Raw genomic sequence first — 26,753 nt, 5'->3', positions numbered from 1 at the left:
TCATAAGAGGTTGTTCAAAAAATGTGATTTTGATTACGCACGTATATCAAATGGAATGTTTTTTTTGTAACCGCTTTAATCTATTATAGTCTATCAGCTTGATTTGGGTAAATATCCGATTGATTTGATCATGGTCGGAGGTGGAACCACGTGTTAGGATGGGGCTAATGAAAACGTATGCAACCATTCTGAGAGGGGTTATGATTCATGAATACGTCCAAATCCATCTTTTATAATGCACATCACGCACCGATTGGTGCTTTTGCGAGTTTTACACTGGGTTACAAAGGAGCCAGAGGCGGGCTGGGTCTTGAACTCGGCAAGCCGGCTGACCAGAATGTATATATTGGATTACAATCTCGCGATGGCGACAATTATCAGGCGCTTCCTTTTTATGAAGCTTCCGAGGATGAGAGCAGCCGCTATGATGTAGAGAAGCTGGAGAATGGGGACCCGGCGTCGACAAACGCGACCAAAGCTCCACAACCTCTTATTACGGCTTTTCGCGATGAAGATATTACCCGTGAATTTACCTCAGGTACGGATACGTGGACTGCTGGAGATCTGACGTTCCGTATCTACTCGCCTGTACGTCCAGTACCTGATCCAACGAATGGGGATCGTGAAGAATTAATGGATGCACTCGTACCTGCCGTATTGGTAGAGATGACGATTGACAATACGGAAGGTCAACAACCCCGCAAAGCCTACTTTGGTTATCAGGGCAATGATCCGTACTCTGCGATGCGTCTGATTGGGGGACCGGAAGGTGGCTCCATCACAGGTGTGGGACAAGGTCGACTTACAGCGATTATGTCAGCAGATGACGGACTGTGGCCCGCACGCGGATTTACGCTGGAGAAACTGTTGCAGGAGAAACATCGGGAGAATCTGGCATTTGGACTTGGTTCAACCGCTGCACTACTGATGGAGGTTCCGGCTGGAGAGAAACGTACGTATCAATTCGCAGTATGTTTCTATCGCGGGGGCATTGTGACGACAGGAATGGACACAACGTATTGGTATACGCGGTACTTCTCCGATATTCAGGCAGCAGGAGAGTATGCACTACAACGCTTCAGTGAGTTGACCGCATCCTGTGGAGAGGTTGAACAGCGCCTTGGATCGGCTGCTTTGACCGAAGATCAATCATTCATGCTTGCTCATTCCATTCACAGCTATTATGCCAGTACTCAACTGCTGGATGCCGATGGCGAGCCACTATGGGTGGTGAACGAAGGGGAGTATCGGATGATGAACACACTTGATCTGACAGCTGATCAGTTGTACTTCGAGCTTGCCTTGAACCCATGGACGGTGCGTAATGAGCTGGAGTGGTTTGTGAAACGATACAGTTATACGGATCAGGTTCGTTTCCCGGGGGAAGAGAAGTTATATCCGGGCGGAATCACCTTTACCCATGATATTGGTGTTGCCAATGTGTTCTCACGCCCTGGACACTCGGCATATGAGCTGGTTGGCATTGACGACTGTTTCTCACAGATGAGCCACGAGGAGCTGGTGAACTGGCTCTGCTGCGCGACAGTATACATTGAACAGACACAGGATCAAGCTTTTGTGAAAAACATGTTGCCTGTTATCCAAGATTGCTTCGAAAGTATGCTTAATCGTGACCATCCCGACGCAGAGCAGCGTAACGGTCTGATGGGTCTGGATAGCAGCCGTACCCAAGGTGGAGCGGAGATTACAACTTACGACAGCCTGGATGTGTCACTTGGTCAGTCTCGCAATAATATCTATCTGGCGGGTAAATGTTGGGCGGTCTATGTTGCATTGGAGAAGCTGTTCGCAACTGAGAAGTTGGCGGATCTGTCCCATCAAGCTGGACTTCAAGCGGATCGCTGCGCTGCCAGTATTGCTGCACAGTTGACTGATGGCGGCTACATTCCAGCTGTTATTGCAGAAAATAATGATTCTCGAATCATTCCGGCGATTGAAGGTTTGGTGTTCCCGTACTTTACAGGCTGTGAAGCAGCACTGGATGTCAATGGTCGTTTTGGACCTTATCTGAAAGCACTCCAAACTCATCTGAAGACGGTTCTTGTACCGGGAACATGTCTGTTCGAAGATGGAGGCTGGAAACTGTCCTCAACAAGCAATAACTCGTGGCTGAGCAAAATCTATTTGTCCCAGTTTATCGCTAGAGAGCTGCTGGGTGTGGAATGGAATGAGACAGGCAAGGCAGCAGACGCGGCTCATGTCAACTGGCTGCTGCATCCGGAGGAATCCTACTGGTGCTGGAGTGACCAGATCCTGTCTGGTGTAGCGGTTGGCAGCAAGTACTATCCGCGTGGTGTAACGTCGATTCTATGGCTACTCGAAGGAAAAGGGAATCACCTTGGGCAGATCTATGCCAGCAAGGAGGCGGTACAATGAGCCAATCCGTCATTCAATCTGCCTTGTCAGGTCCACAGTACGATGCGTGGCTGGGGTATCACTCCGAATTGCCAGAAGCGAATGGACTTGCCCAAAAGACGGCTCCTGCATGGAGCAAACTTATACTGGCGGAAGAGAACCATGGAGTGATCACAACAGCTCTGACCGAACTTTCACGGGGACTGGAGAGGTTATATGGCGTGAAACCGTCGGTCAGTCATCTGTCTGATGCTCAGGAAAATGAACGGGACAATCTCGCTTCCGCTCCCGCAATACGAATCGGCACTTGGACAGGGAGCGATTCCGTGGCTGGGTTGTTCAGCGAGACAGAGCGTTCAACTGTTCAAGGGGAAGGGTACATCATTCGTGAGACCGAGACCGAGGGTGTACTCGTCATTGGGTCAGAGACTCCCCAAGGTGTGCTCTATGGTGCATTCCATCTGCTTCGAGAGCTGACAATGGATCAAGGAAGTGCACATGAGGCGGATGACGCTGTGAATAAGTGGAGCTTCATTACAGAACAGCCAACCAATGCGCTACGGATGATTAATCAGTGGGATAACGTGGACGGCAGCATTGAGCGTGGTTACGCAGGAGACTCCATTTTCTATGATAACGGGGAATTTACGCTGGACTTGGTACGCATCCGGGATTACGCACGTTTACTCGCTTCCACGGGCATTAATGCCATATCGATCAACAACGTTAATGTACACCGCCGTGAGAGCCTGTTTCTGACGGAACGTTATCTTAGTGATGTGGCGAAGGTTGCCGCAGAATTCAGAGCGTATGGTGTTCGATTGTTCCTGAGCGCCAACTACGCGAGTCCAATTGAGATTGGCGGATTGCGTACGGCTGACCCGCTGGATGCGCAGGTACGGGAATGGTGGAATATTCAAACGGCCAAGGTGTACGCAGCGATTCCGGATTTTGGCGGTTACCTGATCAAGGCAGACTCCGAGAATCGTCCGGGACCATTCACGTATAACCGTGATCATGCCGATGGTGCGAACATGCTGGCCGAAGCCCTTCGGCCATTCGGTGGATTGGTTATCTGGCGTTGCTTTGTCTATAACTGCAAGCAGGACTGGCGGGATCGTTCCACTGACCGTGCACGTGCAGCTTATGACCACTTTACGCCGCTGGATGGGCGTTTTGCCGAAAATGTCATTTTGCAGATCAAAAACGGGCCGATGGACTTTCAGGTGAGAGAGGCGGTATCCCCGCTGTTTGGCGCCATGGAAAATACAAATCAGGTGATTGAATTTCAGATTACACAGGAGTATACCGGGCAACAACGTCATCTCTGTTATCTGGTTCCCCAGTGGAAAGAAGTATTGGACTTTGACACATACGCTAAAGGCGAAGGTTCAGAGATCAAGCGAATCGCGGACGGTTCTCTGTATAAACGGCCATACAGTGGCTTCGCTGCAGTATCCAATATTGGTGCAGATGCCTGTTGGACAGGACATCCACTCGCGCAGGCGAATCTATATGGATACGGGAGACTGGCGTGGAATCCGGAGCTGACCGCGGAAGAGATTGCCGATGAGTGGGTGAGACTCACTTTTGGGCATGAAGACGAAGTTGTGCGGCAAGTTACGGGCATGCTTTTGACATCACTAGATATCTATGAGAATTATACGGCGCCTCTTGGTGTGGGTTGGATGGTTAACCCGGAACATCATTACGGGCCGAATGTAGATGGATACGAGTATTCCAAATGGGGAACGTATCACTTTGCCGATTGTCATGGCATTGGTGTAGATCGAACCGTGAACAGCGGTACAGGATACACTTCACAGTATCACCCTGAGAATGCTGATCGCTATGAGTCCGTAGACACCTGTCCGGATGAGCTGATCTTATTTTTCCATCACGTGCCGTACACCCATGTTCTGCATTCGGGTAAAACGGTCATTCAGCATATTTATGATACACACTTTGAAGGTGTTGCGCAGGCGGAGGCGTTAGCCGAGACATGGAGACAGCTGGAGGGCAAAATCGACCCGGTTATTTTCAGTAAAGTTGCTTCATTACAGGACAACCAGGCCGAACATGCGAAGGAATGGCGTGACATGATCAATACCTACTTCTATCGCAAGAGCGGCATTGCGGATGAACAAGGTCGAACTATCTATTGAGTGGAATTGCGGATGCAGATGAACTTGGTAATTAGGAAGAAAGAAGATACCTTGTTTTCTTTGATGTACAATAGACAGCATGGACATACATGAGGAGGAGAACCGTATGGGACAACATCAACTGCCCGAGACCATGAAAGCTGCTATCATGACAGAGCCAGGACACATTATTATTGAGGAACAACCCGTCCCGCAACCGGCAGCGGATGAGGTGTTAATCCAGGTAATGGCTGTCGGGGTATGTGGCTCGGATGTGCATTATTTTGAACATGGGCGCATTGGCAGATTTGTGGTGGAGAAACCGATCATTCTGGGTCATGAGTGTGCGGGGATCATTGCTGCTGTTGGCTCGAACGTATCACGTCTCAAAACAGGGGATCGAGTTGCTATTGAGCCTGGGGTGACTTGCGGACGTTGCTCGGCATGCAAGGAAGGTCGTTATAACCTGTGTCCGGATGTACAATTTCTAGCGACCCCTCCGGTGGATGGGGCATTTGTACAGTACATGGTGATACGTGAAGATATGGTATTCCCGATCCCGGATCATCTGTCTTATGAGGAAGCAGCTATGAACGAGCCATTCTCTGTTGGTATTCACGCTGCACGCCGCAGCAAGTTGGCTCCGGGTACAACCCTGGCGATTATGGGTATGGGTCCCGTTGGACTCATGGCTGTGGCTGCTGCCAAATCTTTCGGTGTAGAGAAGATCATTGTAACGGATCTGGAGGAAGTTAGGCTGGAAGCAGCTCGCCGCATGGGTGCCACGCATACCATTAATGTGCGGAATGAAGATGCACTGGCTGTGATTCGCGAGTTAACAGGTGGTGTGGGTGTTGATACTGCATGGGAAACAGCGGGGAATCCAAAGGCGCTACAATCTGCTCTGTATTCACTTCGACGTGGAGGAAAACTTGCGATTGTGGGCCTGCCTGCACAGGACGAGATCGCACTCAATGTTCCATTTATTGCGGACAATGAAGTTGATATCTATGGCATATTCCGTTATGCCAATACGTATCCGGCAGGAATTGAATTTCTGAGCTCCGGCCAGCATGACGTGATGTCCCTGATTACAGATCGTTATTCACTCGAAGAGACACAGCAAGCGATGGAGCGCGCATTACACAATAAGAGCGGCAGTCTGAAGGTCATGGTATATCCGAACGGTATGTAAGAACAACCTGGAAGAGTCCTGCGGTATAGGACTCTTTTTTTGTTTTTTTTGCAAAAAAAGTATGGGTCAAGATCCCATAACATGGTATAATTCATGAAGATTTTAATATATAAATGGATACACACCATATTGGTGAATAAGTACTTAGCGAAAGGAACTGAAGGTTGTGAGAGTACATGAATTTATGATACACGCTGATTTTCATCGGGATGATTTGATGTCGGTATCTTCTCAAGCGTCACGTTTTTCCTCGGATATTATTTTGTCGTATATGGAGTCTGAGCATGAGCATCGTGTAGATGTCAAAAGCCTGCTTGGAATGGCGTTACTACCCATTCGATATGGTAGTGTTGTCAGATTACAGACAAGAGGCAGGGATGAACTGGAGGCTTTGGAGTACATGTTGAATGTACTGGAGAAAGGGACGGCTTGACACCTGATTAGGTGCAAAATCACAGATATCATATTTTTTTTAGCTATTCCTCAAAACCTGCTGGTACTTTGTCCAAAAAAAGAGTATAATAAAATGTAGTTTGATTCTAAAGAAGTACCCATATTAAAGGAGTGTAAATAGATTATGCCAAAAGTTGACATCCATCCAAAGACACAACTCGTAATTTTTTACGATGCAAGTGCTGATTTCAAATTCCTGAGTTCTTCCACGAAGTTCTCTAACGAAACTATGGAATGGGAAGACGGTAACTCTTACCCAGTAATCCGTGTGGACACTAGCTCCGCATCCCACCCGTTCTTCACTGGTAAACAAAGAAACGTGGATATCGGTGGCCGTGTTGATAAATTTAACCGTAAATACAACATCACCAAATAAGTTTGTCCATACATTACAAAAAAACCTCGGGATTTGTCCTGAGGTTTTTTTGTGTACATTAAAAATTAATTCAACCAATTATTGCGCTTACAACACATTCGGATGTACACTAGGAAACGAGTACGAACATATTGGAGGAGGAAATAGAGATGAGCAGCATCACACATATGGTAACGTTTACACTTTACGCGGGTAAAGATACACCGGAGGCCGAAGCCTTTTTGAAGGAAAGTTCGGATGCACTGGCTGTCATTCCTGGGGTAGAGCAATTTCAGGTTCTGAAACAGGTAAGTGAGAAGAATGAGTTTGACTACAGTTTCTCGATGGTCTTTGCGGATCAGGTTGCGTATGATGCTTACAACAATCACCCGGTTCACCGTCAATATGTAGAAGAGCGTTGGGAAAAGGAAGTCAGTCGCTTCCAGGAAATTGATCTCATTCAACATCATAATTAATAGTCTCCAAATATAGAAAAAAAGTTGAACTACCATATACAGCATTGAACAATGCTGTATATCTCTCTGAATAATGCGTAATTGATGAACAAAAATAGCATATTTACGAAATCGTTTTCGAACAAACGAATTCAAGGAGGTTTTCACTGTTATGCAATTGGATCTCTCAGGAAAAACGGCTCTGGTTACAGGCGCAACCGGACAGCTGGGGAGAGTCATCGCCCGCACGTTGGCAGCCTGTGGCGCCAATCTGGCTCTACATTACATAAATAATGATACGAAGGCTCGGGAGCTTCAAGGTGAGATTGAAGCACTTGGTCGTCAGGTTGTTATTGTACAGGGAGATATTACAAAGCAGGATACAGCATTTCGGATGCGTGATGGGATTCAGTCTGTCCTCGGCGGAGTGGATATCGTTGTTGCCAATGCGGTCATTCAATATGAATGGACAACGGTGTTGGAACAGTCTCCTGAAGATTACTTGAGCCAGTTTGAATCCTGTGTCATGCAGAGTGTGTATCTTGCCAAAGCTTTCATTCCACATATGCAAGATATCAGAGCTGGTCGGTTCATTGGTATTAATACGGAATGTGCGATGCAAAATTTCGCTCATCAATCGGCCTACACCGCTGGTAAGCGTGGAATGGATGGCGTATATCGCGTACTTGCCAAGGAGGTTGGCGAGTATCAGATTACCGTAAACCAGGTTGCACCTGGATGGACAATTAGCGAACGTGATCGGTCCAGTGAGCCTGGACATGATGAGGCATATACACGTACCGTGCCGCTGAAGCGCAGGGGTGAAGATCAGGAAATTGCCAATGCGGTAGCTTTTCTCGCTTCGGACCTGTCCTCATTTATCACAGGTGCCTATATCCCGGTTAGTGGTGGCAATGTGATGCCTGCTATCTAGTGTCTGATTGAATTCGGGGATTTCACATAAAAATGAATAAACTGAGTTTAACCGTAATCCGTTTGTCATTCGACAAGCGGATTTTTTGGCATTTTGCTGTGGCTGGAATAAAGGTTTAAGGGGCCGGATTTGTTTCATATATCCAGACATACATATGAGTTGGTTCGGTTTTCGGAAGATTGGGGTATAAGAATAGGTATATTAACCGAGTGGAAACATAATCAAAATGAGCAATTAAAGGAGACCCATCACTTATGAAAAAAACAGTCGCGGACGTTCTGGTTGAATCCTTATTGAACGCTGGCATCAAACGCATATATGGCATTGTTGGAGACTCCTTGAATGCGGTACTCGACTCCATTCGTCGTTCTGGGAAGATTGAATGGATTCATGTACGACATGAAGAAGTAGCTGCATTTGCTGCTGGGGCGGACGCTCAGGTCAGTGGAAGTATCGCTGTCTGCGCAGGTAGTAGTGGTCCTGGTAATATGCATCTGATCAATGGTCTATACGATTGTCACCGCAATCGTGTTCCTGTACTCGCCATCGCTGCACATATCCCAAGTGACGAGATTGGCAGTGAATATTTTCAGGCGACCCATCCGGAGTATCTGTTTCAGGAATGTAGCGATTATTGTGAAGTCATTACAACAGCCAAACAGATGCCGCGTTCTCTGACGATGGCCATTCAGACAGCGGTCGCACGGTCAGGTGTGTCCGTCGTTGTATTGCCGGGGGATGTAGCAGGACTTGAAGCAGTGGATCTGCCTGTGCCTGAGCATGTGTATCATGCAACCAATCCCGTGGTACATCCTTCTGAGCCAGAACTCGTGAAACTGGCGGAATATCTGAATGAAGGCAAAAAAATCACGTTGTTGTGCGGTGCAGGTTGCGCGGGCGCTCGGGAACCCCTCATGCAGCTCTGTGATCGATTGAAATCCCCGATGGTTATTGCGCTAAGAGGCAAGGAATACTTGGAATATGACAATCCCTATTCCGTGGGCCTTACGGGATTAATCGGGTATTCATCCGGTTATCATGCCATGATGGACTGTGATGTATTATTAATGCTGGGAACGGATTTCCCATATCGTCAATTCTATCCCGAAGATGCGAAAGTCCTTCAGGTCGACATTCAATCTTCCCATCTGGGTCGGCGCACGAAGCTGGATTACGGCGTATGTGGGGATGTGAAAGCGACCATTGAAACTTTACTTCCTTATCTGACAGAAGAACACAGTGACAAACATCTGCGTAAAAGTGTGGATCGTTATGTGAAAGTACGCAAAGATCTGGACGAGCTGGCCGTTGGAAAACCGGGTAAAAAGCCCATTCATCCGCAGTACCTGACCAAGGTCATTAGTGATGCCGCAGCTGAAAATGCTATCTTCACCTGTGATGTCGGTACTCCGACAGTATGGGCGGCCCGTTATATCGAGATGTCTCGTAATCGCAGGCTGCTCGGTTCATTCAGTCATGGTACGATGGCAAATGCCCTGCCACAGGCAATTGGTGCTCAGGTCGCTGATCCGGGCAGACAAGTCATCTCGTTGTCGGGTGATGGCGGTATTACGATGCTGATGGGTGATCTGTTGACACTGAAACAGCATAATCTGCCGATCAAAGTTGTGGTGTTTAATAATGGAGCACTCGGTTTTGTTGAGTTGGAGATGAAAGCTGCCGGATTCCTGGAATCGGGAACAGAGCTTGTAAATCCCAACTTTGCGATGGTTGCTCAAGCCATGGGCATGGAAGGTATTCGGGTTGAGGATCCGGATGAACTCGAAGGAGCTGTGCAGCGTGCCCTTCAGCATGATGGTCCTGTGCTGATTGACGTGGTGGTGAATCGTCAGGAATTGTCCTTACCTCCGAAGATTGATATCAAACAGGCGGAAGGATTCACCTTATGGATGATGAAAGCCGTGCTCAATGGACGCGGTGACGAAATTATTGAATTGGCAAAAACGAATTTGCTGCGTTAAAGTGTTTTGATAAGCGGATATGCACCGTTTGAAGTTATAGAGATACCGACTTAAAAAGTATTGTATATGTAAAAGAGGAGCATGCAACAAGACGTAATAGTTGTGTGCTCCTTCAATTAAAATGCTGAAAAAGTGACAGGTCATATAGTATGAATACATATTATATGATTTGTTTTTATGTCGAAAGTCTATTAGAATAGGTAAAGTCAGGAAGGTTTTATGCCATTTTTGACCTACATATTGCATCATTGCATGTAAGTACGTTTCATATCGTATTCATCGATCCAATCACAAGATGACACACACACATGGAGGAGATCAACATGAGTCACGCAGGAAAAGTAGCCATTATTACTGGAGCAGGAAGTGGATTGGGCCAAGCAGCAGCATTGAAGCTGGCTGAGAAGGGTGCATCCATTGTCGTTGTGGATCTTGTCGAAGAGACAGGTCTTGAGACGGTTAAGCAGATTAAGAAGCTGGGAAGTAAAGCTATTTTTGTACAAGCAGATGTAAGTAAAGCACCTGAAGTTGAGAATTATGTGAAAAAAACAGTCGAAGAGTTCGGACGAATCGACATGTTCTTTAATAATGCAGGTATTGCAGGTCCTGGTATTAAGCTGATCGAACATACGATTGAGCAGTTTGACCAGATCATTGATATTAACCTGAGAAGTGTATTCTACGGGTTGAAGTATGTAATTACTGAAATGCTCAAAACAGGTGGAGGTTCCATTCTGAACACGGCCTCCACAGCCGGTATTGTTGGTGTACCTGCAGTTGCACCTTACGCAGCAACCAAACATGGCGTGGTGGGCTTGACGCGTACAGCTGCGATTGAATATGGCAAGGACAACATTCGTGTAAATGCGATTGCCCCAGGTACAATTGAGACACCGATGGTCATTCAGTTCGGTAAAGACAATCCTGAAGTGTTCAAGGCAACTGTTGACAGCATTCCATCCGGACGTCTGGGCAGACCGGAAGAGATCGCGAATTTGGTTTCCTTCCTGCTTGGAGATGAAGCGCCTTATATCAATGGTGCAGTATATCCGATCGATGGTGCAGTTACGGCCCAATAAGAGTTCTGCTTATCGGTAATAGAATAGCCGTTAAAATGGTTAAAGAGAGGCCACTGTATACGTACAGTACCTCTCTTTTTGGTTTGTTTTTTGTACTACAAATTCATATCATGCAACGTTGTGCGATGTATTGGTTTGTGTACTTTTGAGAGGTGCTGAACGATACGAGCCTATAACGATGATGACGGCAACAGCAACCCCGACAGCGCCAATCCAGGTAATGGATGATAATGAAACGCTGCTGACCGCGATTCCGCCAATACCTGCGCCGGCAGCCATGGCTAATTGCATCACCGAACTGTTCAGACTTAGCATAATGCCAGAGGATTCCGGAGCCATGGTGACCAGGTTATATTGCTGAGTTGGACCCGAAGACCAGGCGGCAAAAGACCACAAAATCAGAACAAGGAAGACAGCGAGATGAGAGCTTGCCGTTATATTTAACAGGACCAGACTTACGATATGCAATGTCATGCCTGTGATCAACGTACGTTTGACACCCAAACGGTCAGCACTGAACCCTCCAACTTTTGAACCGATCAGACTTGCTATGCCAAATGCGAGTAAAGCTGAACTGAGTAGTGCTTCGCTCATTCCTGAAACGGATACAAGGTAAGGTGAAATGTACGTGTAGGCAATGGAATAACCACCTAACCAGAAAAATGTCACCAGCAGTGCCAGTACAATTCGTGGCTGTTTGAGCAAAGACAGTTGTTTCTTCAGCGGAACAGGCGCTTCTGCTTTGGAAGGCGGAATGGCGGCCGCGATTACCAGCATGGCGAGAACTCCAAGAACGGCGATACCGGCAAAAACAAGCTTCCAATCCCAAGATGCAGCTACAAGCCTTCCGAGCGGAACGCCAACGATCAAAGAAGCCGTAAATCCAGTGATTACTGTGGCGATTGCACTAGCTTGTTTGCCCTCAGCCGCTATTTGAGAAGCAACCGTTAATGCTGTGACAACAACAACACCCGCGCCTAAAGCCATCAACACTCGTGCTGCGACGAACAGTCCATAACCCGGCAACAGGTAGGCAAGAACATTAGCCACAACGAATAGACCGAGGAAGTATAACAACAGCTTGCGACGGTCCCAGCGCGAAGTCAGTGCAATAATGACAGGTGTACCTAGCGCATATACGAGTGAAAAAATCGTAATGAGCTGTCCGGCAGCGATTAAAGAGATATTCATCGTATCTGCAATGCGATCCAAAATGCCGGCAATGACATATTCGGACGTTCCTACAAGGAAACTGACCAAGGCAAGAACATAGATTTTGAGCGTAGAAGACATGGAAACATAACCTCTTTCTGATTATTATTATATTTTTAGAAATATAGAAATAAAGACGATAGAACAAGATATGAATGCTCTGGATGCAAACCATCTGCACGAATGGTCACGATTGGTAATGTTACAACCTAGATAATGAATATTGGTATAAGCGTAAACTTAGGTGACCTAGTTTTACTAATAAATATTGTACATTGTTTCAATATTTCTAATTATATAGAAATATAAATCAAATTTTTTATTTATTTAGCAGATAGGGAACAAACTTTTGTGCGGTCTCCGTGTTTAGGCTGTAGTAGATATACGTACCCTTCTTCTGCGATGTGAGCAGGCCGCAATCGGATAGCTGTTTCAGATGATGAGACAGAGTTGATAGCGCAACCGTAACAAGGCGGCTCTCCAGATCAGCAGGACACAGGTTGCTTTCGCCCGATAAAATCTGAATGATTTTGTAGCGTGTTTGTTCGCCCAGCGCTTTATGAATTTTGACAACTTGTTCAATCTCATTTGAGTTTGATTGCATAATGATCGGTCCTTTCGTCTTTATTTCTTATTTCTAGTAATATAGAAATAACAGTAGCATATGTCGTTTGAAAAGTAAACTCTCGGACGAAGATTCCACACTTTCTACTGCGTCTGTGTTAACAGCCGAAAGTCTGGAGTAACTTCTCCCGAGAGTTATGTGAGTTGTATATTACCGATCCAGAGAATCAACATAGTCTTTGGCTTCCTTCAACGAAAGACCTCGGGCTTCACGCAGTCGTTTGATCGCCATAATTTTTTTCCCTTGTTGTATAAGTGTAAGCAGTTCCTGATCCAGATCCGTTTGGGCTGGTTGGCTTGTGTGGGAAGGAGATGCTTCCTTCGGCGACAAGGTGTAATTGAAGTCGGAGCGCGTGCCTGTGGTTGAACCATTCTCCAGACGCTCGACATCTCTTTTCAATTCATTCAATTGGCGTTGCAGGCTGGTGACTCTGACCAGTAACACAAAGATCAGAAGCAGCAAAACGATCCATACCAAGGTGTTCATTTCCATGATGTAATATGCCTCACTTTCATTTATTCATATTTAGCCATTATTTTAGTTGAACCGGGATTTCCTTGACACCACGAATATTCATACCGGGTCTCCATTCCAGTTCATTCACATCTGCCTGTAGCTGCATATTAGGAAAACGATTCAGAAGTGTGCTGACTGCAATCTCACCTTCCAGACGAGCAAGCGGTGCTCCTAGGCAGAGATGAATGCCTTTGCCAAAAGCCAGATGCGGACTCTTCTCACGTGTGATATCGAAAATATCAGCATCCTTAAACTGCTGTTCGTCCCGGTTGGCGGAATCAAGCGCAACAATGACAAGATCACCTTGAGCGATACGTTGTCCACGGTATTCAATATCTTCCAGAGCCCAGCGGGATGTGCTGAACTCCACCGGTCCGTTATAGCGAAGCATCTCTTCAATGGCATTGTGAATAAGCTCGGGCTGGTTGATGAGCAGTTCGCGTTGCTCCGGATGCTCCAGCAGGGCGAGAATCCCATTTCCGATCAGATTCACGGTTGTTTCATGACCGGCAATAATTAATAAGGAGACAACGCCAAGCAGTTCTTGTTCAGTTAATTGCTGCCCGGATTCTTCCGCAATGACGAGCTGGCTGATCAGATCAGTGCCGGGATCTCGGCGAACTTTTGTAAACCAGGCCGTCAGGTAATCCGTAAACTCCCTGGCATGCTGCTCAAACAGCTCGGCGCTCTCGGCTATGGAAGCATCAATTATCGTATTGGACCAGATGCGGAATTTGTCACGATCCTCAAGAGGGACTCCCAGAATTTCACTAATGACAATGATGGGCAGCGGGAAGGCAAAGTCATCGATCAGATTCATTTTTTCCTGTGACGGGAGGTTGTCCAGCAGTTCATCAGCAATGTCCTGAATATGGCTCCGCATGTCTGCGACCAGTTTGGGTGTGAATGCTTTCTGCACAAGTCCCCGAAGACGTTTATGATCCGGTGGATCGGAGAACAACATATTATTGGAGAAGATGCTTTGATTATCAGCTCCGTAACGTCGGACCATATCTTTGCTGAAGCGAGGATCTTTCAGGATCTGGACTGCATCCTCGTATCGCGTAATAATCCAGCCGAATTCCCCGTGAGGAAACATGAGTCTGAAAACAGGCTCCTCTTTTCTTAACATTTCATATACCGGGTAAGGGTTGTGTGTGAATTCTTTGGTAAAAAACGCTGGCTTTGAGGACTCTTTGGGTTCATTTGGGTTCAAATGCAAAATCTCCTCTCATATTCCTGCATAATACCTGCACCCTCTATATATTCAATACACAAGCTTTTGAAACCTTGTTTTTGGTCCATATGGATGATAGAGCAGGAAAATAGAGGAAGATGGAAGAAGACATGGTAGAGAGAATCGGTTATTATGCTTGGTAAAAATGAAAATGAGGTGAACGCTGACATGTCTTACGCACAACTTCCTTTGCATCATCACCAGATTCCGGCAAGTCGAATGGTTCTTGGCTGTATGCGGTTTGGGGGTGAATGGGATGGGTTCCCCATTACTTCAGATCTTGTCGTAGAAGGTCATCGAGCGGTAGAAGCAGCTATTGAAATCGGCATTAATCACTTTGACCTGGCGGATATTTACACACGTGGTAAGGCAGAGCATGTCTTGGGACGAGTTTTATCCGAAACTCCCGGTTTGCGTGAACAGATCATTATACAGTCGAAGTGTGGTATACGTCTTGTGGGTGATGATGAAGGGCCACAGCGTTATGACACCTCAGGTGCACATATCCTGGCGAGTGTGGACGGTATCCTGGAACGGCTCGGAATCGGATATCTGGATATTTTGCTGTTACATCGTCCTGACCCACTTGCCCATCCGCAAGAGATTGGAGAAGCACTGGCTGAGCTGCATCATTCCGGTAAAGTGCGCCATTTTGGTGTGTCCAACATGGGTTCTGAACAGATTCGTCTTCTTCAGCTTCATAGTAAAGTACCTCTGATTGTGAACCAGTTAGAGATGAGTTTAGACAAAATTGGATTCGTAGAAGCTGGTGTGACGGTAAATCGTCCTCAAGCCAGAGACAACGTGTTTCCCTATGGCACGATGGAATATTGTCAGGCAGAGCATATTCAACTGCAAGCTTGGGGTCCACTTGCTCAAGGGCGATTTACTGGCAGGGTAGTTGAGGGACAGCGCGCGGAGATTGAGCATACGGCTCAACTGGTTGATCGAATGGCTAAGGAGCGTGGAGTTACACCGGAATCCATCGTATTGGCTTGGTTAATGAAGCATCCAGCAGGGATTCAACCTGTCATTGGTTCGATTCGACCAGAACGTATTCTGGCCTGTCGTGATGCAACGAATATTGAACTTACCCGTTATGAGTGGTACGAGCTGTATTCGGCTTCGTGTGGGCGTAGAATGTAAGTAGAGTCTTCTGAGAGATTGGTTAGTTTCGATCAAAATTCATAGATGTTGGGTGAAATTTGGACATATAAGAAGACACAGGCTGCTGATGGCCTGTGTCTTCTTTGTAATAATCGGCTTCATTTGGTTGAAACACATGATCGAAAGTTTAATGAATCCTAAGGTCATATGACCTACAATGCGTATACATGGGTAATAAGCATGCTGATTCGGATCCGAAACCAGTGTGTTGGCACGGTTGTAAGGATGTTTCACCTTCATATTTGCGCTAGAGGCTATGTCCATGGACTTAGGAAGAGTGCTGATAAGAAGGACGTTTCAACCATTTTTATCGTTTTACAGGGTAGTTGCTGGAGTGCTGTGATAAAATGATAGGAATAAGAACATACGATCTGTTTATGTGAGAGGAGACACCTTGACGATGGAGATGCTTAAACCACCCGCCGAGACATTATACGAGGTTGAATTACGCGCGCTGCGAGAGGAAGATCAGGGGAAACGTCCCCCGAACTGGCTGTTATCTCCCGCCTATGTGCGCGATTTTATTATTGGCAGGGATAAGCCCGCGTTATTAAATGGAGAAGAGATCACGATTACCCGCAAATTCTATGGCAATGACGTGTTAATTGAACGTGCAGTGGTTACTCTGGCAGGCAATCGAGGATTAATGCTCGTGGGAGAACCCGGGACAGCCAAGACCATGCTTAGCGAACTGCTGACCGCAGCGATCTCCGGTACCAGTCTAAACACGATTCAAGGTACAGCAGGCACAACAGAGGATATGATCAAGTATTCCTGGAATTACGCCATGCTGCTTGATAAAGGCCCTTCGGAAGCGGCACTTGTGCCATCACCGTTATATAACGGAATGAAGAAAGGCATTCTTACCCGTTTTGAAGAGATTACACGTTGTCCGGCTGAAGCACAGGATAGTCTAATCAGTATTCTCAGTGACAAGGTCATGAGCATTCCTGAACTGGATGGTGGTGTACTGTTTGCCCAACCCGGATTTAACGTCATTGCTACAGCTAATATTCGTGATAAAGGTGTTAACGAAATGAGTGGTGCATTGAAACGTCGGTTCAATTTTGAAACGATCAAGCCAATTCATAACGTAAAAATGGAAGCCAAAATCATTGAATCCCAGGCACGAAGCCTGTTATTACATAGTGGAATTGATATTGATATTAACCCGGATGTGGTTGAATTGCTGGCTACAACATTTATGGAACTGCGCACCGGCATGACACGGGAAGGGTACAAGCTTGACACCCCTCAAGCATCCATGAGTACGGCGGAAGCGGTGTCTGTCTATGTCCAGAGTGCGATGACTTCCTATTATTACGAAGATAAAGCTATTGGGCTGGATCGGTTGGTGCAGAACATGCTGGGGACCATTGCAAAGGAAAACGACAAGGATCTGTCCATTCTCAAAACCTATTTCTCCAAGGTCGTAAAAGAGCGTTCCAGAGAAGAGGGAATGTGGAAGGACTATTATGAGGAGAGAAAATGGATCGGTTAACAGCAGTTCTGGACCCTGATGTTGAGCAGTTACAATCCTTGTTCGAGTCCCAGGTATATAACCTGAGTAATCATACGGTTTATTATCCAATACGACACCATAGCCCTGCATGTTCATATCACTTGTTACGATTAATCGGGGACTACAAACCGGATATTATTCTGATCGAAGGACCGGAGAGCGGTAATCCATTAATTTCGGTGCTGAGTGATGAGGAAACGATACCTCCTGTCAGTCTGTACTATACCTATGAGAGTGAATTGAAGAGAGAAGCTTGCTATTATCCGATGCTTCGGTATTCGCCTGAATATGTAGCTTTGAAAGAAGCAAAACGGCTGGACATTCCGGCGAAGTTTATTGATTTGGACTATCAACACTTCTCCAATCGTGCATCCAAATCCGGCCAGACAGAACAAAAGGAGATCTCTATTCAGGACGAAACCTTGCTTGCGGGGTCTGATTTCATTAACCGATTATGCCAAAAAACAAACTGTCGCAGTTTTGATGAATTGTGGGAAAAGGTGTTTGAAATTGGTGGTCTGGAAAAATCCACTCAGGCATTCGTGCAGGATGTATTCACGTATTGTACTTTATCCCGAATGTGCTATTCCACGGAACGATTACAGTCTTCAGGTGATCTGGCAAGAGAAGCACATATGAAACAACATATTCAACAAGCGGTGCAGGAGCATGACCGTGTGCTTGTCATTACCGGTGGGTTTCATACGTATGGACTGTTGATGTCAGAGAAACATGAATCGGAATTGGAACAGCCAGAAATGAATAAACGACATACAGACCAACGTTTGGATGGACAAGGTAAACCAGGAACGTCTCAACAAAGTGCGGTTAATCCAGATACGGTTCACCAACAAATGTACCCGATGGTCTATACCTTTGCTGAGGCGGATCGGCTCAATGGATATGCGAGCGGCATGCCTTATGTAAATTATTACGATCAGATCTGGAACCAGCTGCTTCGCAAAAAGAGTACACCGTATAATCTAACGGCTCTGGACTTGTTATCCCGGCTGATGCGCCAATTACGGGATGGTCACGAACATGTATCAACGAGTGATGCGATTGAGGCGTACAGCATGATTCAAGGTCTTGCCGGGCTTCGGGGTAAAAGGGAAGGCGGCGTCTATGAGTTGATGGATGCAGCACTCTCTTCCTTTGTGAAGGGGGAGCTTACCTTGGCGACCGATAAACCGCTGCAAGAGCTGCAGCAGTTATTGACTGGAGACGTAATTGGAAGCGTGGCTCCCAATTCATTCAGTATTCCTATCGTGGAGGACTTCAAGGCTCGTTGTACAGAGTACAAACTGCAGATTCGTACAACAGGTCAACACAAGAAAGTGCTGGATCTGTATGCGAAACCGGAGCATCGTCAGATAAGCCAATTGATTCAATGCATCACCTATCTGGTTCCGGAATTCGCGAAACGGCAATCGGGGCCGGACTGGATCGCAGAGCGTGATATGAATCTTGTTCGCGAAACCTGGGTTTATATGTACTCATCCCGCATTGAAGCCAGATTGATAGAGAACTCTCTCTATGGTGGAACACTTGCCGGGGCCGCTACACGCAAAATGGAAGAACAGATGCAGGAAGTACCGGATCATCATAGCGGTGAACTTGCCCGACTCATGCTTCAAGCGTTACTCATGGGGCTTCAGGACACTGCGATGAAACTCTATGAACAGGTCCGCTCAGCGCTGAGAACGGACGGGAATTTTATATCCTTATGTAACAGTCTGCATGTCTTGAACCGAATTCGTCAGCACCGCAGGCTACTGGGACTATCTGACGAGCAACATCTCCCTGACCTGGTATCCGAAGCTTATAGCAACGCCGTGGACAAGTTGTTACAGCTCTCCAGAGCCAATCCGGATGAACATGAAGCCATTATTCAGGGATTGAAGTTGCTAGCTATGCTCGCCGAGTCATCAGAGGGGTCTTTTCAGGATGAGACATTCCGAATACATCTGAATGAGCTTCTGTCGGATCACCAGCTTCCCGCTCAGCTGGAGGGTGTGTGTGTGGCTATTTCCTCAGGGCTTGGTGACAGGCCCAGGGATGAGATTGTTGATCGTGCTCGCGGATATATCCATGGTACACCGGATCAGACCCGTCAAACGGCACTTTTTTTACAGGGAGTATTCACTGTAGCACGTGACGCTTTTTTATATGAAGATCAGCTGTTATCCGAGTTGAATTATCTGATTGAACAGTTATCCTACGACGACTTCATCAGTATGGTACCGGAATTAAGGCTGGCATTCACCTACTTTACACCCATGGAGACGGGCTTGATTGCTGAACGGGTGGCGAGTCTGCATCAGGTTGAACCAGAGGAGATGTTGAGGCCTGCGGTGGATGAGCAGATGCTGATTCAGTCCAAAGCATGGGACGAAGCGCTTCGAAAGGAGTTTGGCGCATGGAAGCTAATATGAATGAAGCGAATCGGACAACGGACGAAACCGGAGAAATCAATGAAAGTTCCAATCCGGATGGAAGCAAACGAGGGGATCAACATTCTGCTGAAACTTTAAATCGGTGGCGTCTGGTTCTCGGTGAATCGGCGGAAGAAGGGTTGTGTAATACAGACCAATACACTTCTGCTGAATTTCAATATACGGAAATCGATGAGATTCTGGGGTATCTCTATAACCGTGAATACGGTGAAGAACAAGGTTATCGAAAAGAGGGAGGACGCGGTGCGTCTAACCTGACTGTACCGAAATGGCTGCACAAGGTCAGGGATCTATTCCCCAAACCAACGGTCGAAATATTGGAAAAACAGGCGCTTGATCGTTATGGGCTGACAGAATTGTTAACGGACAAAAAGTTGCTTGAATCCCTTGAACCCAACATGAATCTGCTCAAGAACATTATGCAGTTCAAAGGACGGATGAAAGGTGAGGTGTTAAAGAGCGCCAAGGATATCGTGCGAACCGTGGTTGAAGAGCTGCGTAGTAAGCTGGAATCTCAGACCCGAGCGAGTATCATGGGCAAGCGCAGTCGCTATACCTCGAGTTCAGTACGATCTTTGCGCAATCTGAATTTCAAGCGAACTATTACCAAGAATTTGAAGAATTACGATAAAAACAAGCGCAGGTTTGTGATTGATCGTCTGTATTTCGACGGGAATATCCAGTCCCATAACAAGTGGAACATCATCATTGGTGTGGACGAGAGTGGCAGTATGCTGGATTCAGTCATCTACAGTTCGGTGATGGCCAGCATCTTCTACCGCTTGAATGCGCTTCGCACGAAATTATTCATATTTGATACGCAGGTTGTTGATCTGAGCGATAGACTGGAAGACCCCGTAGACGTGCTCATGAATGTACAGCTCGGTGGGGGGACACATATTACCAAAGCGTTGCGATATGGCGAGACGTTAATCGATAATCCAGGCAAAACCATCTTTATTCTGGTCAGTGATCTGGAGGAAGGGTACCCGATCGCGCAAATGTATAAAGCCTATAAAGATATTATCGATGCAGGATGCAAGCTACTGGTTCTCACCGCGCTCGATTTTAACGGGGATTCAGTCTATAACAAACATGCCGCACAGACATTAACCAATATGGGGGCACATGTAGCAGCAATTACGCCTAACGAACTCGCGGATTGGATTGGCGAGATCATCACTTAAATTCAAGGAGGAATGTGTAATGCTTACCGCAGACCGCGCAGTTGAAACTTTGGTGGAGAAATTCGCAGTAACTTGTTCAAACGAGTATTCATTAAAAACAGATCGCAGCTCCGAAATTATCGATTACGTCTTGGGAACGACAGACAAGTTCCCGGATATGATGGGAAATTCGAGTCATTATGTGTATCAAACGATTGATCTGCTCATGAAGCTTGCCAAAAAAGACAATGGAGATATCTTTTACCGTGCCGGGGCTATTGTGATATATCTGGAATCCAATTATTCCAAAAGAAATTCATGGAGAACGGATGCCTTTACTGTCTGTATGGGAAATGACTCCGAAGCCTACGGATTAAGCGGGAAGAGCAAAAGTGCTGATCGTATGGATGGATTGTTGTCCCGGTTGGAGAAGATCAAACAGTTTGCAGGCGAGAACGAAATTCTGACTGAATTAAAGAGTAAATTAAAGCGTGCCCAGTGGCTTTTTGATTCCAAAAAAGCGGACAGTCAAGGGGATTACCGGGATGTAATTAATGCATTAATGCTGCTGCAACTATATTCAAGACTCAGTGACACGGCTTCTCATCTTGCAGAGGTTCAATCTTCTGTTCAATCGTTACCAGTGTTGTTTCAACATGTGATGGCTAATGATGCAGATAAGTTGCGGGACGAGCTACATACGTTGATTGAACCTCTAGTGGTCAGTAATATTCAAGGAAAACATAACGGATCTTCCCAAGAATTGAAGGATGAATTCCTCAAGGAGAAGCGTAGTCAGCTCATAGCTGAACTGTATCCCAATACGTCTTTCTCTTCAAAAGAGCAATGTTCAAACACAGTATTCCATCAAACTATGGTACTTGTGAGTGGTGCCTTGTTGTACCTGATTAACATTAGTGGAGGTAAACAACGGTTCCTTGATACAAATAGTGAGATTGGGCATGTTTTGCTTCACACAGTACATCAATTACATGAGATTTATCCACTTGAAGTTCGCCGTTACTTGCTGAGTATGGACCCTAGAGCAAAGAGTCCAAATGATCTGCTTGCTGGACTTGTGCCTCTGGATGAACCTTATCAGTTGGTTGAAATGTTGCGGGACGAGCTTAATTCGTACACGGTATCTTGGAACATGTTACATTCCGCGATCGCGAATCGTCCTGAACAAGCGATTCGAGCATACGAGATTATCAAACCGCCATTCCTCAAACTCTGCATTCAGAAATTCATGGAGGATCAAGGATTGACATTGCCTAATGCGGAGGGGTCACTGGAGCAAGCGGTATTTAACGCTCTTCGGCATCCTTTGGACGGGGGACGTCAAGGACTTGCGATTGCAAGATACTTAAGTGGGGAAAACACCCTGGAGGAATATTGGGAGGACCCAAATAGTCGCGGGTTGTTTAATCAACTGAATCGGGATAAGAAGCGTGTTCACAACCTCATTAGTATTAGTTTTCTGCCCTTGGATTCGGAGGCGATGCGCAGGTTCGCAATCCTGACTACTCATCCCGATTGGACACTGGATATTATCTCGGACATGTACAATTCATACGCTTTTAGTGGAGAGCAGCTGCTTCAACGTTACGGGCAAGACCCTGAGGTGCAACGTGAGAAATTGCTAACCAGCCTGATCTCACTTAATGGCATGACCGACTACAGATACAAATCGATGCCGCATGACGAATACCGCCGAATCATTCAGCAGAATCTGGACTATGCACTGAAACAGTACAAGAAACTGCCAACAGATACACGCATTTTAATTCTGGAGATTACCTTTGAACAGCGTGATGAGTTATCGAAGAAAATATTGGCCGAAGCGATTCGTGCCGGATTGCAGGATTCTTCCAAAAAGGCCAACGGCGTGGCGTTAGCGGAATTCAACCGAATTCCTGATCAGGACTTGTATACGCTCATATACCTCTCGGAGAAAAAAGTGGCGATCAAAGAAATGGCTCTGACTGCAATCCGCAGTCTGGAAAACAGCAAGGAACTGTACGGTGAACTTTTGAAGAAAGAGAAGTCCGACGATTGGAAGAGCTTGATCCAAATTCTGCTAGATACCGCAGATCTAAGTCCAGAGTATGCCCATGCTGCACTCGCTGATCAGGCGGATGCCAAAAAGTTGTCGAGACTGAGCTGGTTGTCCTTGAAAGATCTCCCTTCACTGATACGTATTGAAGACAATCAGCCTTTAGATGAACGGATTAAGCAGTATGCTTTGGTCCAATCATTGGATCATACATCCGGTCCTAATGAACGGTTGAATGAATTACGAGATTACGTAAGTGAGGCATCGCTCGCTCGTTTTGCAAGTGAACTGCTTCAGGTCTGGATTCAGGAAGGTGCTCCTGCAAAAGAGAAATGGGTGATGTATGTATCAGCACTCTTTGGCGATATTCACATTGTGAATATTCTGGCTCCGCAAATTAAGGAATGGACAGAAAACAGTCGTGGCGCGATTGCAGCAGATGCTGTAAAAGTGCTCGCTTATCTGAAAGATCCATCCGCTCTTATGGCGATTGACAAGATCAAACGTGGCGTGAAGAACCGTCAGGTGAAAGGTGCAGCAGAAGAAGCGTTGCAACTTGCAGCCGATAATTTGGGACTTACCTCGGAACAACTCGAAGATCGGCTGGTCACCACACTTGGTTTTGATGAAAAAGGAACCATGCAGCTGAGTTACGGAGAGCGTTCCTTCCTGGTTAAGGTTAATGGAGACTTACAAGTCGTTGTCTTAAATGAAGAAACGGGCAAATCCGTGAAGAGTCTGCCTGCTCCTGCACAGAAAGATGATCCTGAATTGGCAGCGCAGTCCAAGGCACGTTTCACACAGCTGAAAAAAGATCTCAAATCCATGGTTAACATTCAGGCGCAACGTCTGGAAGAGTCATTGTCCAAGCAACGTCTGTGGTCTGCCGATGAGTGGAAAGCATTGTTTGTACAAAATGTAATCATGCAAAAATTTGCTGTTGGTCTGATCTGGGGAACGTATGAGGATGGCGCTCTGATCAGCACCTTCCGTTATATGGAGGACGGCACCTTCAATTCTGTGGATGAAGATGAGGTCGATCTGCCTTCGGATGCGCAAGTGGGACTTATACACCCGTTGGAACTGGATCAGGCAACGCTTGAAGGTTGGACAACGCAGTTGGAGGATTACGAGATCAAGCAGCCATTCGAGCAATTGAATCGTGAGATTCACCAGCCAGAAGATGAGGATAAAACGAAGAATGAATACGATCATCTGCCCGAGTCTGATTTTTCACCAACGGCTTTCCCCAAAGCACTGGAGAAATACGGTTGGATCAAAGGACCGGCACAGGACGGCGGCTGGTATCATGAATTTTATAAAGAGTACGGAGATCTTGTTGCGGAATTGCAATTCAGTGGTACGAGCATCACGTATTACGAGGGTTTGGATGACATTACCCTGGAATCCCTTCATTTCTTCAAACCGAATAACAAGCAATATTATTACTATGGTGACAACAAATCCATTGCTCTAGGCAACGTTCCAGGTCGCGTGTTCAGTGAAACGATCTACGACATTCTGAGAGCAACGGGGCGTTGATGACGTGAATGGATTCAAGGAAAAATTCCGGATTTTTTCGAAGCTGTGTACGGAGGATTATTTGATTCGGTATGCCAACAAGGGGTTGTACAAAAGGTCTTTGAAAGAGTTGGACAATGGTGTAAGTGTAACGTACACATGGAATGCATCATCTGTGAGTTGTCAGCTCAGTGACGGGACACAATGTACGCTTGAAAATACGCTGGATCATTGGGAATGCTCCTGCCCGGCCGATCATATCTGCAAGCATGTGCTGATTGCAATTCTGTATGATCAACGGGAATATACGGCAGAGGATTCAATGAATGCAGACGAGAAGCATGTGCTGGATAAGGACTCAGGGATATCGGATAATGATCCGTTGGATGTATCAAAAGACGTATCAGAAACAGAAACAGAAACAGACTTAGTATCAAATGTGGACGATCCAAGCGAAATTCCGCATACGGTATCACGTGAGATCGAGTCTCGCTTCCGCTGGATGACGGAGTCTGACCTTACAACACTGATTAAATCGTACAGTTCTTCCATGATTGAGGAAGTTGTTTTCCGACTGAGATACCCAGAGGAAATTAAGATCATTGAAGATTCACTTCTTACGGTTCATCTGACCATCCAGAATATCGAGGTGTCTTTTACTGAGGAACCGAACCTTGCCAAAGCACTATGTAAGGTGCAGCAGACAGCCGGGAAAATGGCCAAGCTTGAAGCTTTGCTACGGTACCGGAACCTAAAAGGCCTGGATGATACGGATGCATTAAGTGGACGGGTGTACGAGGCCAAGTTCTCTCTTCAGACAGTGCAGGAATGTCGGGTTATGCTGGCAGGATTGTTGAAGACGGGACTGGCCCGCCTTCCTCAGTCCTATATGGCACAACTGGAGACTTTGGCAATTGCAGCTCATAGTGGCAATCTGCCTGACATAGAACGCAGTTTACGAGGGATTCAAGGAGAACTACAGTTGTTTTTTAACAGACATATACGTTTCTCCATGCAATCCATGTTGGATCGGGTAAGCAAGCTGTATCTTGCACTCCAGGTTCTTGAAGAAGAAAAGGCATCTGTCATTCAGCAGAGTCAGCTCATTGGCAGTTTTCGAAGTAAATACTATACGGTGCCTTCACTTCACCTGTATGGACTGGGAGCTGATGCGTGGGAGACACGATCCGGTTTCCGTGGAATCACCTATTATTTCTATTGTTTCGATGATGAGGAAATTTACACCTATAGCGATGTACGTGCTGTATATTATGATGATCAGCAGTTCTCATATACAGAGCATTATGGTGCATTCACACCATGGCTGCCTAATCTGACCTTTCGCCAGTTCGTCGGTGAAGAAGTTCAATTCCATTCAGTTAAAGTGAATGAAGAACGCCGGATCTCTTCCGGGGAAGGTGCCAAGCTTGCGATTTTGCCACGAACGGGTGTGGAAACGTTGAATCTGGGCAAAACCATGCAAGATGTAACGACTGTACTTCAAGAGGAATCGCGATCGTTCGACTTGTTTGCTGCTCCCAAAGAACGATTGGCTGTAATCAAAGTTGCTCGAATCGTGGACCATAACTTTGTCAAACAAACGCAGGAGCTTGTCCTGACGGTTGAGAATACCGAAGGGGAAAGATTGGCACTCACTCTCCCGTATTCATCTGACTGGCAGGCGATGATTCAAAGACTGGAGTCAGGATATGGTTCCCAATCGCTTGAACACTTCTATGCCTTTGTGCGTGTGGAACCAAAACGGATTAGCCCAATCAGTTTCCTGAAGGGTCAAACGGTGCTCAGTCTAAAACTGGATATCGGTAATGGGAGGATGGGCAGACTTGGAAGAATATAATCAGTTCATGCAGAGAATTAACGGCTGGTCAGAAGAGTTGCTGCTGCGCGGGTTATCCCAGTTTACGATCCGAGATATTGAGGTACTCGAGCAACTCGCAGCGGAATCCTCGCGGCTGCAGATGAGTTTCCTGCATGAGTTGTTGAATCACCTCATCAAGGAAGGACGTAGCGTGGCTCTTGGACAAGGTAATGAAGAGTTGCTGTTATTTCAGTATTGTCGTCTCACCCAATATGTACAGCTCAGTGTGCAAGAAGAGGCGTAATATTAGTTAGCAATCCAAGCGAAGGCACATGAAGCGATATGATGTAATAAATAAGATATAGTATAGAATATAAGAAGATTTGCGGAAGACCACAAGGTCACTGCAAATCTTTTTTTATCGTGGAGTAAGTAAAAGTCATTTGTTAAACGAATATAGGTACGAAGCACAGATCAACACGA

Annotated in this window: 20 protein-coding genes; 16 read left to right on the top strand and 4 right to left on the bottom strand. The window is 46.3% G+C overall.

Going from position 1 to position 26,753, the window contains the following annotated elements:
• Positions 1-207 precede the first annotated feature (207 nt).
• The 9 genes from V6668_RS16905 to V6668_RS16865 all read left to right on the top strand — a co-directional run bounded on the left by V6668_RS16905 (position 208) and on the right by V6668_RS16865 (position 10,973).
• Positions 208-2,397 (top strand): glycoside hydrolase family 52 protein, encoded by a 2,190-nt coding sequence (locus V6668_RS16905; protein WP_338706198.1) that lies wholly within the window; start codon positions 208-210, stop codon positions 2,395-2,397.
• The gene (locus V6668_RS16900; protein ID WP_051449948.1) at positions 2,394-4,541 is read left to right on the top strand and encodes an alpha-glucuronidase family glycosyl hydrolase; all 2,148 of its coding nucleotides are present in this window, start codon (positions 2,394-2,396) and stop codon (positions 4,539-4,541) included. The genes V6668_RS16905 and V6668_RS16900 overlap by 4 nt, the downstream gene beginning before the upstream one ends.
• Before the next feature lie 106 nt (positions 4,542-4,647).
• Positions 4,648-5,715: an NAD(P)-dependent alcohol dehydrogenase gene (locus V6668_RS16895; RefSeq protein ID WP_076250436.1), complete on the top strand. Its 1,068-nt coding sequence runs from the start codon at positions 4,648-4,650 to the stop codon at positions 5,713-5,715.
• 166 nt (positions 5,716-5,881) lie between these two features.
• Entirely contained in the window at positions 5,882-6,148 is a 267-nt protein-coding gene (locus tag V6668_RS16890) for an HPr family phosphocarrier protein (protein ID WP_026081056.1), read from the top strand.
• Positions 6,149-6,292: 144 nt separating this feature from the next.
• Positions 6,293-6,544, top strand: a complete 252-nt coding sequence (locus tag V6668_RS16885) for a type B 50S ribosomal protein L31 (RefSeq protein ID WP_036613829.1) — start codon at positions 6,293-6,295, stop codon at positions 6,542-6,544.
• A gap of 149 nt (positions 6,545-6,693) precedes the next feature.
• A complete protein-coding gene (locus V6668_RS16880) occupies positions 6,694-6,999 on the top strand; it encodes a Dabb family protein (RefSeq protein ID WP_036673713.1) in 306 nt (101 codons plus the stop codon).
• Positions 7,000-7,150: 151 nt separating this feature from the next.
• Complete coding sequence (locus V6668_RS16875) at positions 7,151-7,912, top strand: SDR family NAD(P)-dependent oxidoreductase (protein ID WP_338706196.1); 762 nt, start codon at positions 7,151-7,153, stop codon at positions 7,910-7,912.
• A gap of 254 nt (positions 7,913-8,166) precedes the next feature.
• Positions 8,167-9,894: a ubiquinone-dependent pyruvate dehydrogenase gene (gene poxB / locus V6668_RS16870; protein WP_338706195.1), complete on the top strand. Its 1,728-nt coding sequence runs from the start codon at positions 8,167-8,169 to the stop codon at positions 9,892-9,894.
• Positions 9,895-10,217: 323 nt separating this feature from the next.
• Positions 10,218-10,973 carry a glucose 1-dehydrogenase gene (locus tag V6668_RS16865; protein WP_338706194.1) on the top strand — a complete coding sequence of 252 codons (756 nt, stop codon included), beginning with the start codon at positions 10,218-10,220 and terminating at the stop codon, positions 10,971-10,973.
• A 108-nt stretch (positions 10,974-11,081) separates the two neighbouring features.
• Here the strand turns inward: V6668_RS16865 and V6668_RS16860 are convergent, their stop codons facing one another.
• From V6668_RS16860 to V6668_RS16845, 4 genes are all read right to left on the bottom strand, one after another.
• Positions 11,082-12,266, bottom strand: a complete 1,185-nt coding sequence (locus tag V6668_RS16860) for an MFS transporter (protein ID WP_338706193.1) — start codon at positions 12,264-12,266, stop codon at positions 11,082-11,084.
• A 238-nt stretch (positions 12,267-12,504) separates the two neighbouring features.
• A complete protein-coding gene (locus V6668_RS16855) occupies positions 12,505-12,789 on the bottom strand; it encodes an ArsR/SmtB family transcription factor (protein ID WP_036613842.1) in 285 nt (94 codons plus the stop codon).
• A gap of 171 nt (positions 12,790-12,960) precedes the next feature.
• Entirely contained in the window at positions 12,961-13,302 is a 342-nt protein-coding gene (locus V6668_RS16850; protein ID WP_076328616.1) for a ribosomal protein L7/L12, read from the bottom strand.
• A gap of 40 nt (positions 13,303-13,342) precedes the next feature.
• Positions 13,343-14,542, bottom strand: a complete 1,200-nt coding sequence (locus V6668_RS16845; RefSeq protein WP_338706192.1) for a cytochrome P450 — start codon at positions 14,540-14,542, stop codon at positions 13,343-13,345.
• Positions 14,543-14,731: 189 nt separating this feature from the next.
• Here V6668_RS16845 and V6668_RS16840 point away from each other — a divergent pair, with 189 nt between their 5' ends.
• From V6668_RS16840 to V6668_RS16810, 7 genes are all read left to right on the top strand, one after another.
• Positions 14,732-15,709, top strand: coding sequence for an aldo/keto reductase (locus V6668_RS16840; RefSeq protein WP_047844366.1), 978 nt, complete (start codon positions 14,732-14,734; stop codon positions 15,707-15,709).
• A 421-nt stretch (positions 15,710-16,130) separates the two neighbouring features.
• Positions 16,131-17,231 (top strand): ATP-binding protein, encoded by a 1,101-nt coding sequence (locus tag V6668_RS16835; protein ID WP_017688223.1) that lies wholly within the window; start codon positions 16,131-16,133, stop codon positions 17,229-17,231.
• Entirely contained in the window at positions 17,219-19,687 is a 2,469-nt protein-coding gene (locus V6668_RS16830) for a DUF5682 family protein (RefSeq protein WP_338706191.1), read from the top strand. The genes V6668_RS16835 and V6668_RS16830 overlap by 13 nt, the downstream gene beginning before the upstream one ends.
• Entirely contained in the window at positions 19,672-20,895 is a 1,224-nt protein-coding gene (locus V6668_RS16825) for a VWA domain-containing protein (protein WP_338706190.1), read from the top strand. Before V6668_RS16830 ends, V6668_RS16825 begins: the two co-directional genes overlap by 16 nt.
• A 19-nt stretch (positions 20,896-20,914) precedes the next feature.
• The gene (locus V6668_RS16820; protein ID WP_338706189.1) at positions 20,915-24,472 is read left to right on the top strand and encodes a DUF4132 domain-containing protein; all 3,558 of its coding nucleotides are present in this window, start codon (positions 20,915-20,917) and stop codon (positions 24,470-24,472) included.
• Between the two features lie 4 nt (positions 24,473-24,476).
• The gene (locus V6668_RS16815) at positions 24,477-26,309 is read left to right on the top strand and encodes a hypothetical protein (RefSeq protein WP_338706188.1); all 1,833 of its coding nucleotides are present in this window, start codon (positions 24,477-24,479) and stop codon (positions 26,307-26,309) included.
• Positions 26,296-26,574 carry a hypothetical protein gene (locus V6668_RS16810; protein ID WP_036673701.1) on the top strand — a complete coding sequence of 93 codons (279 nt, stop codon included), beginning with the start codon at positions 26,296-26,298 and terminating at the stop codon, positions 26,572-26,574. The genes V6668_RS16815 and V6668_RS16810 overlap by 14 nt, the downstream gene beginning before the upstream one ends.
• The last annotated feature ends 179 nt before the right edge of the window (positions 26,575-26,753 follow it).

Origin of the sequence: Paenibacillus amylolyticus, assembly GCF_036894225.1 — a bacterium.
In the GTDB taxonomy this organism is placed as follows: Bacteria; Bacillota; Bacilli; order Paenibacillales; family Paenibacillaceae; genus Paenibacillus; species Paenibacillus amylolyticus.
The sequence above is the reverse complement of the archived record's forward strand: the minus strand, read 5'-3'. Positions and strand labels throughout refer to the sequence as shown.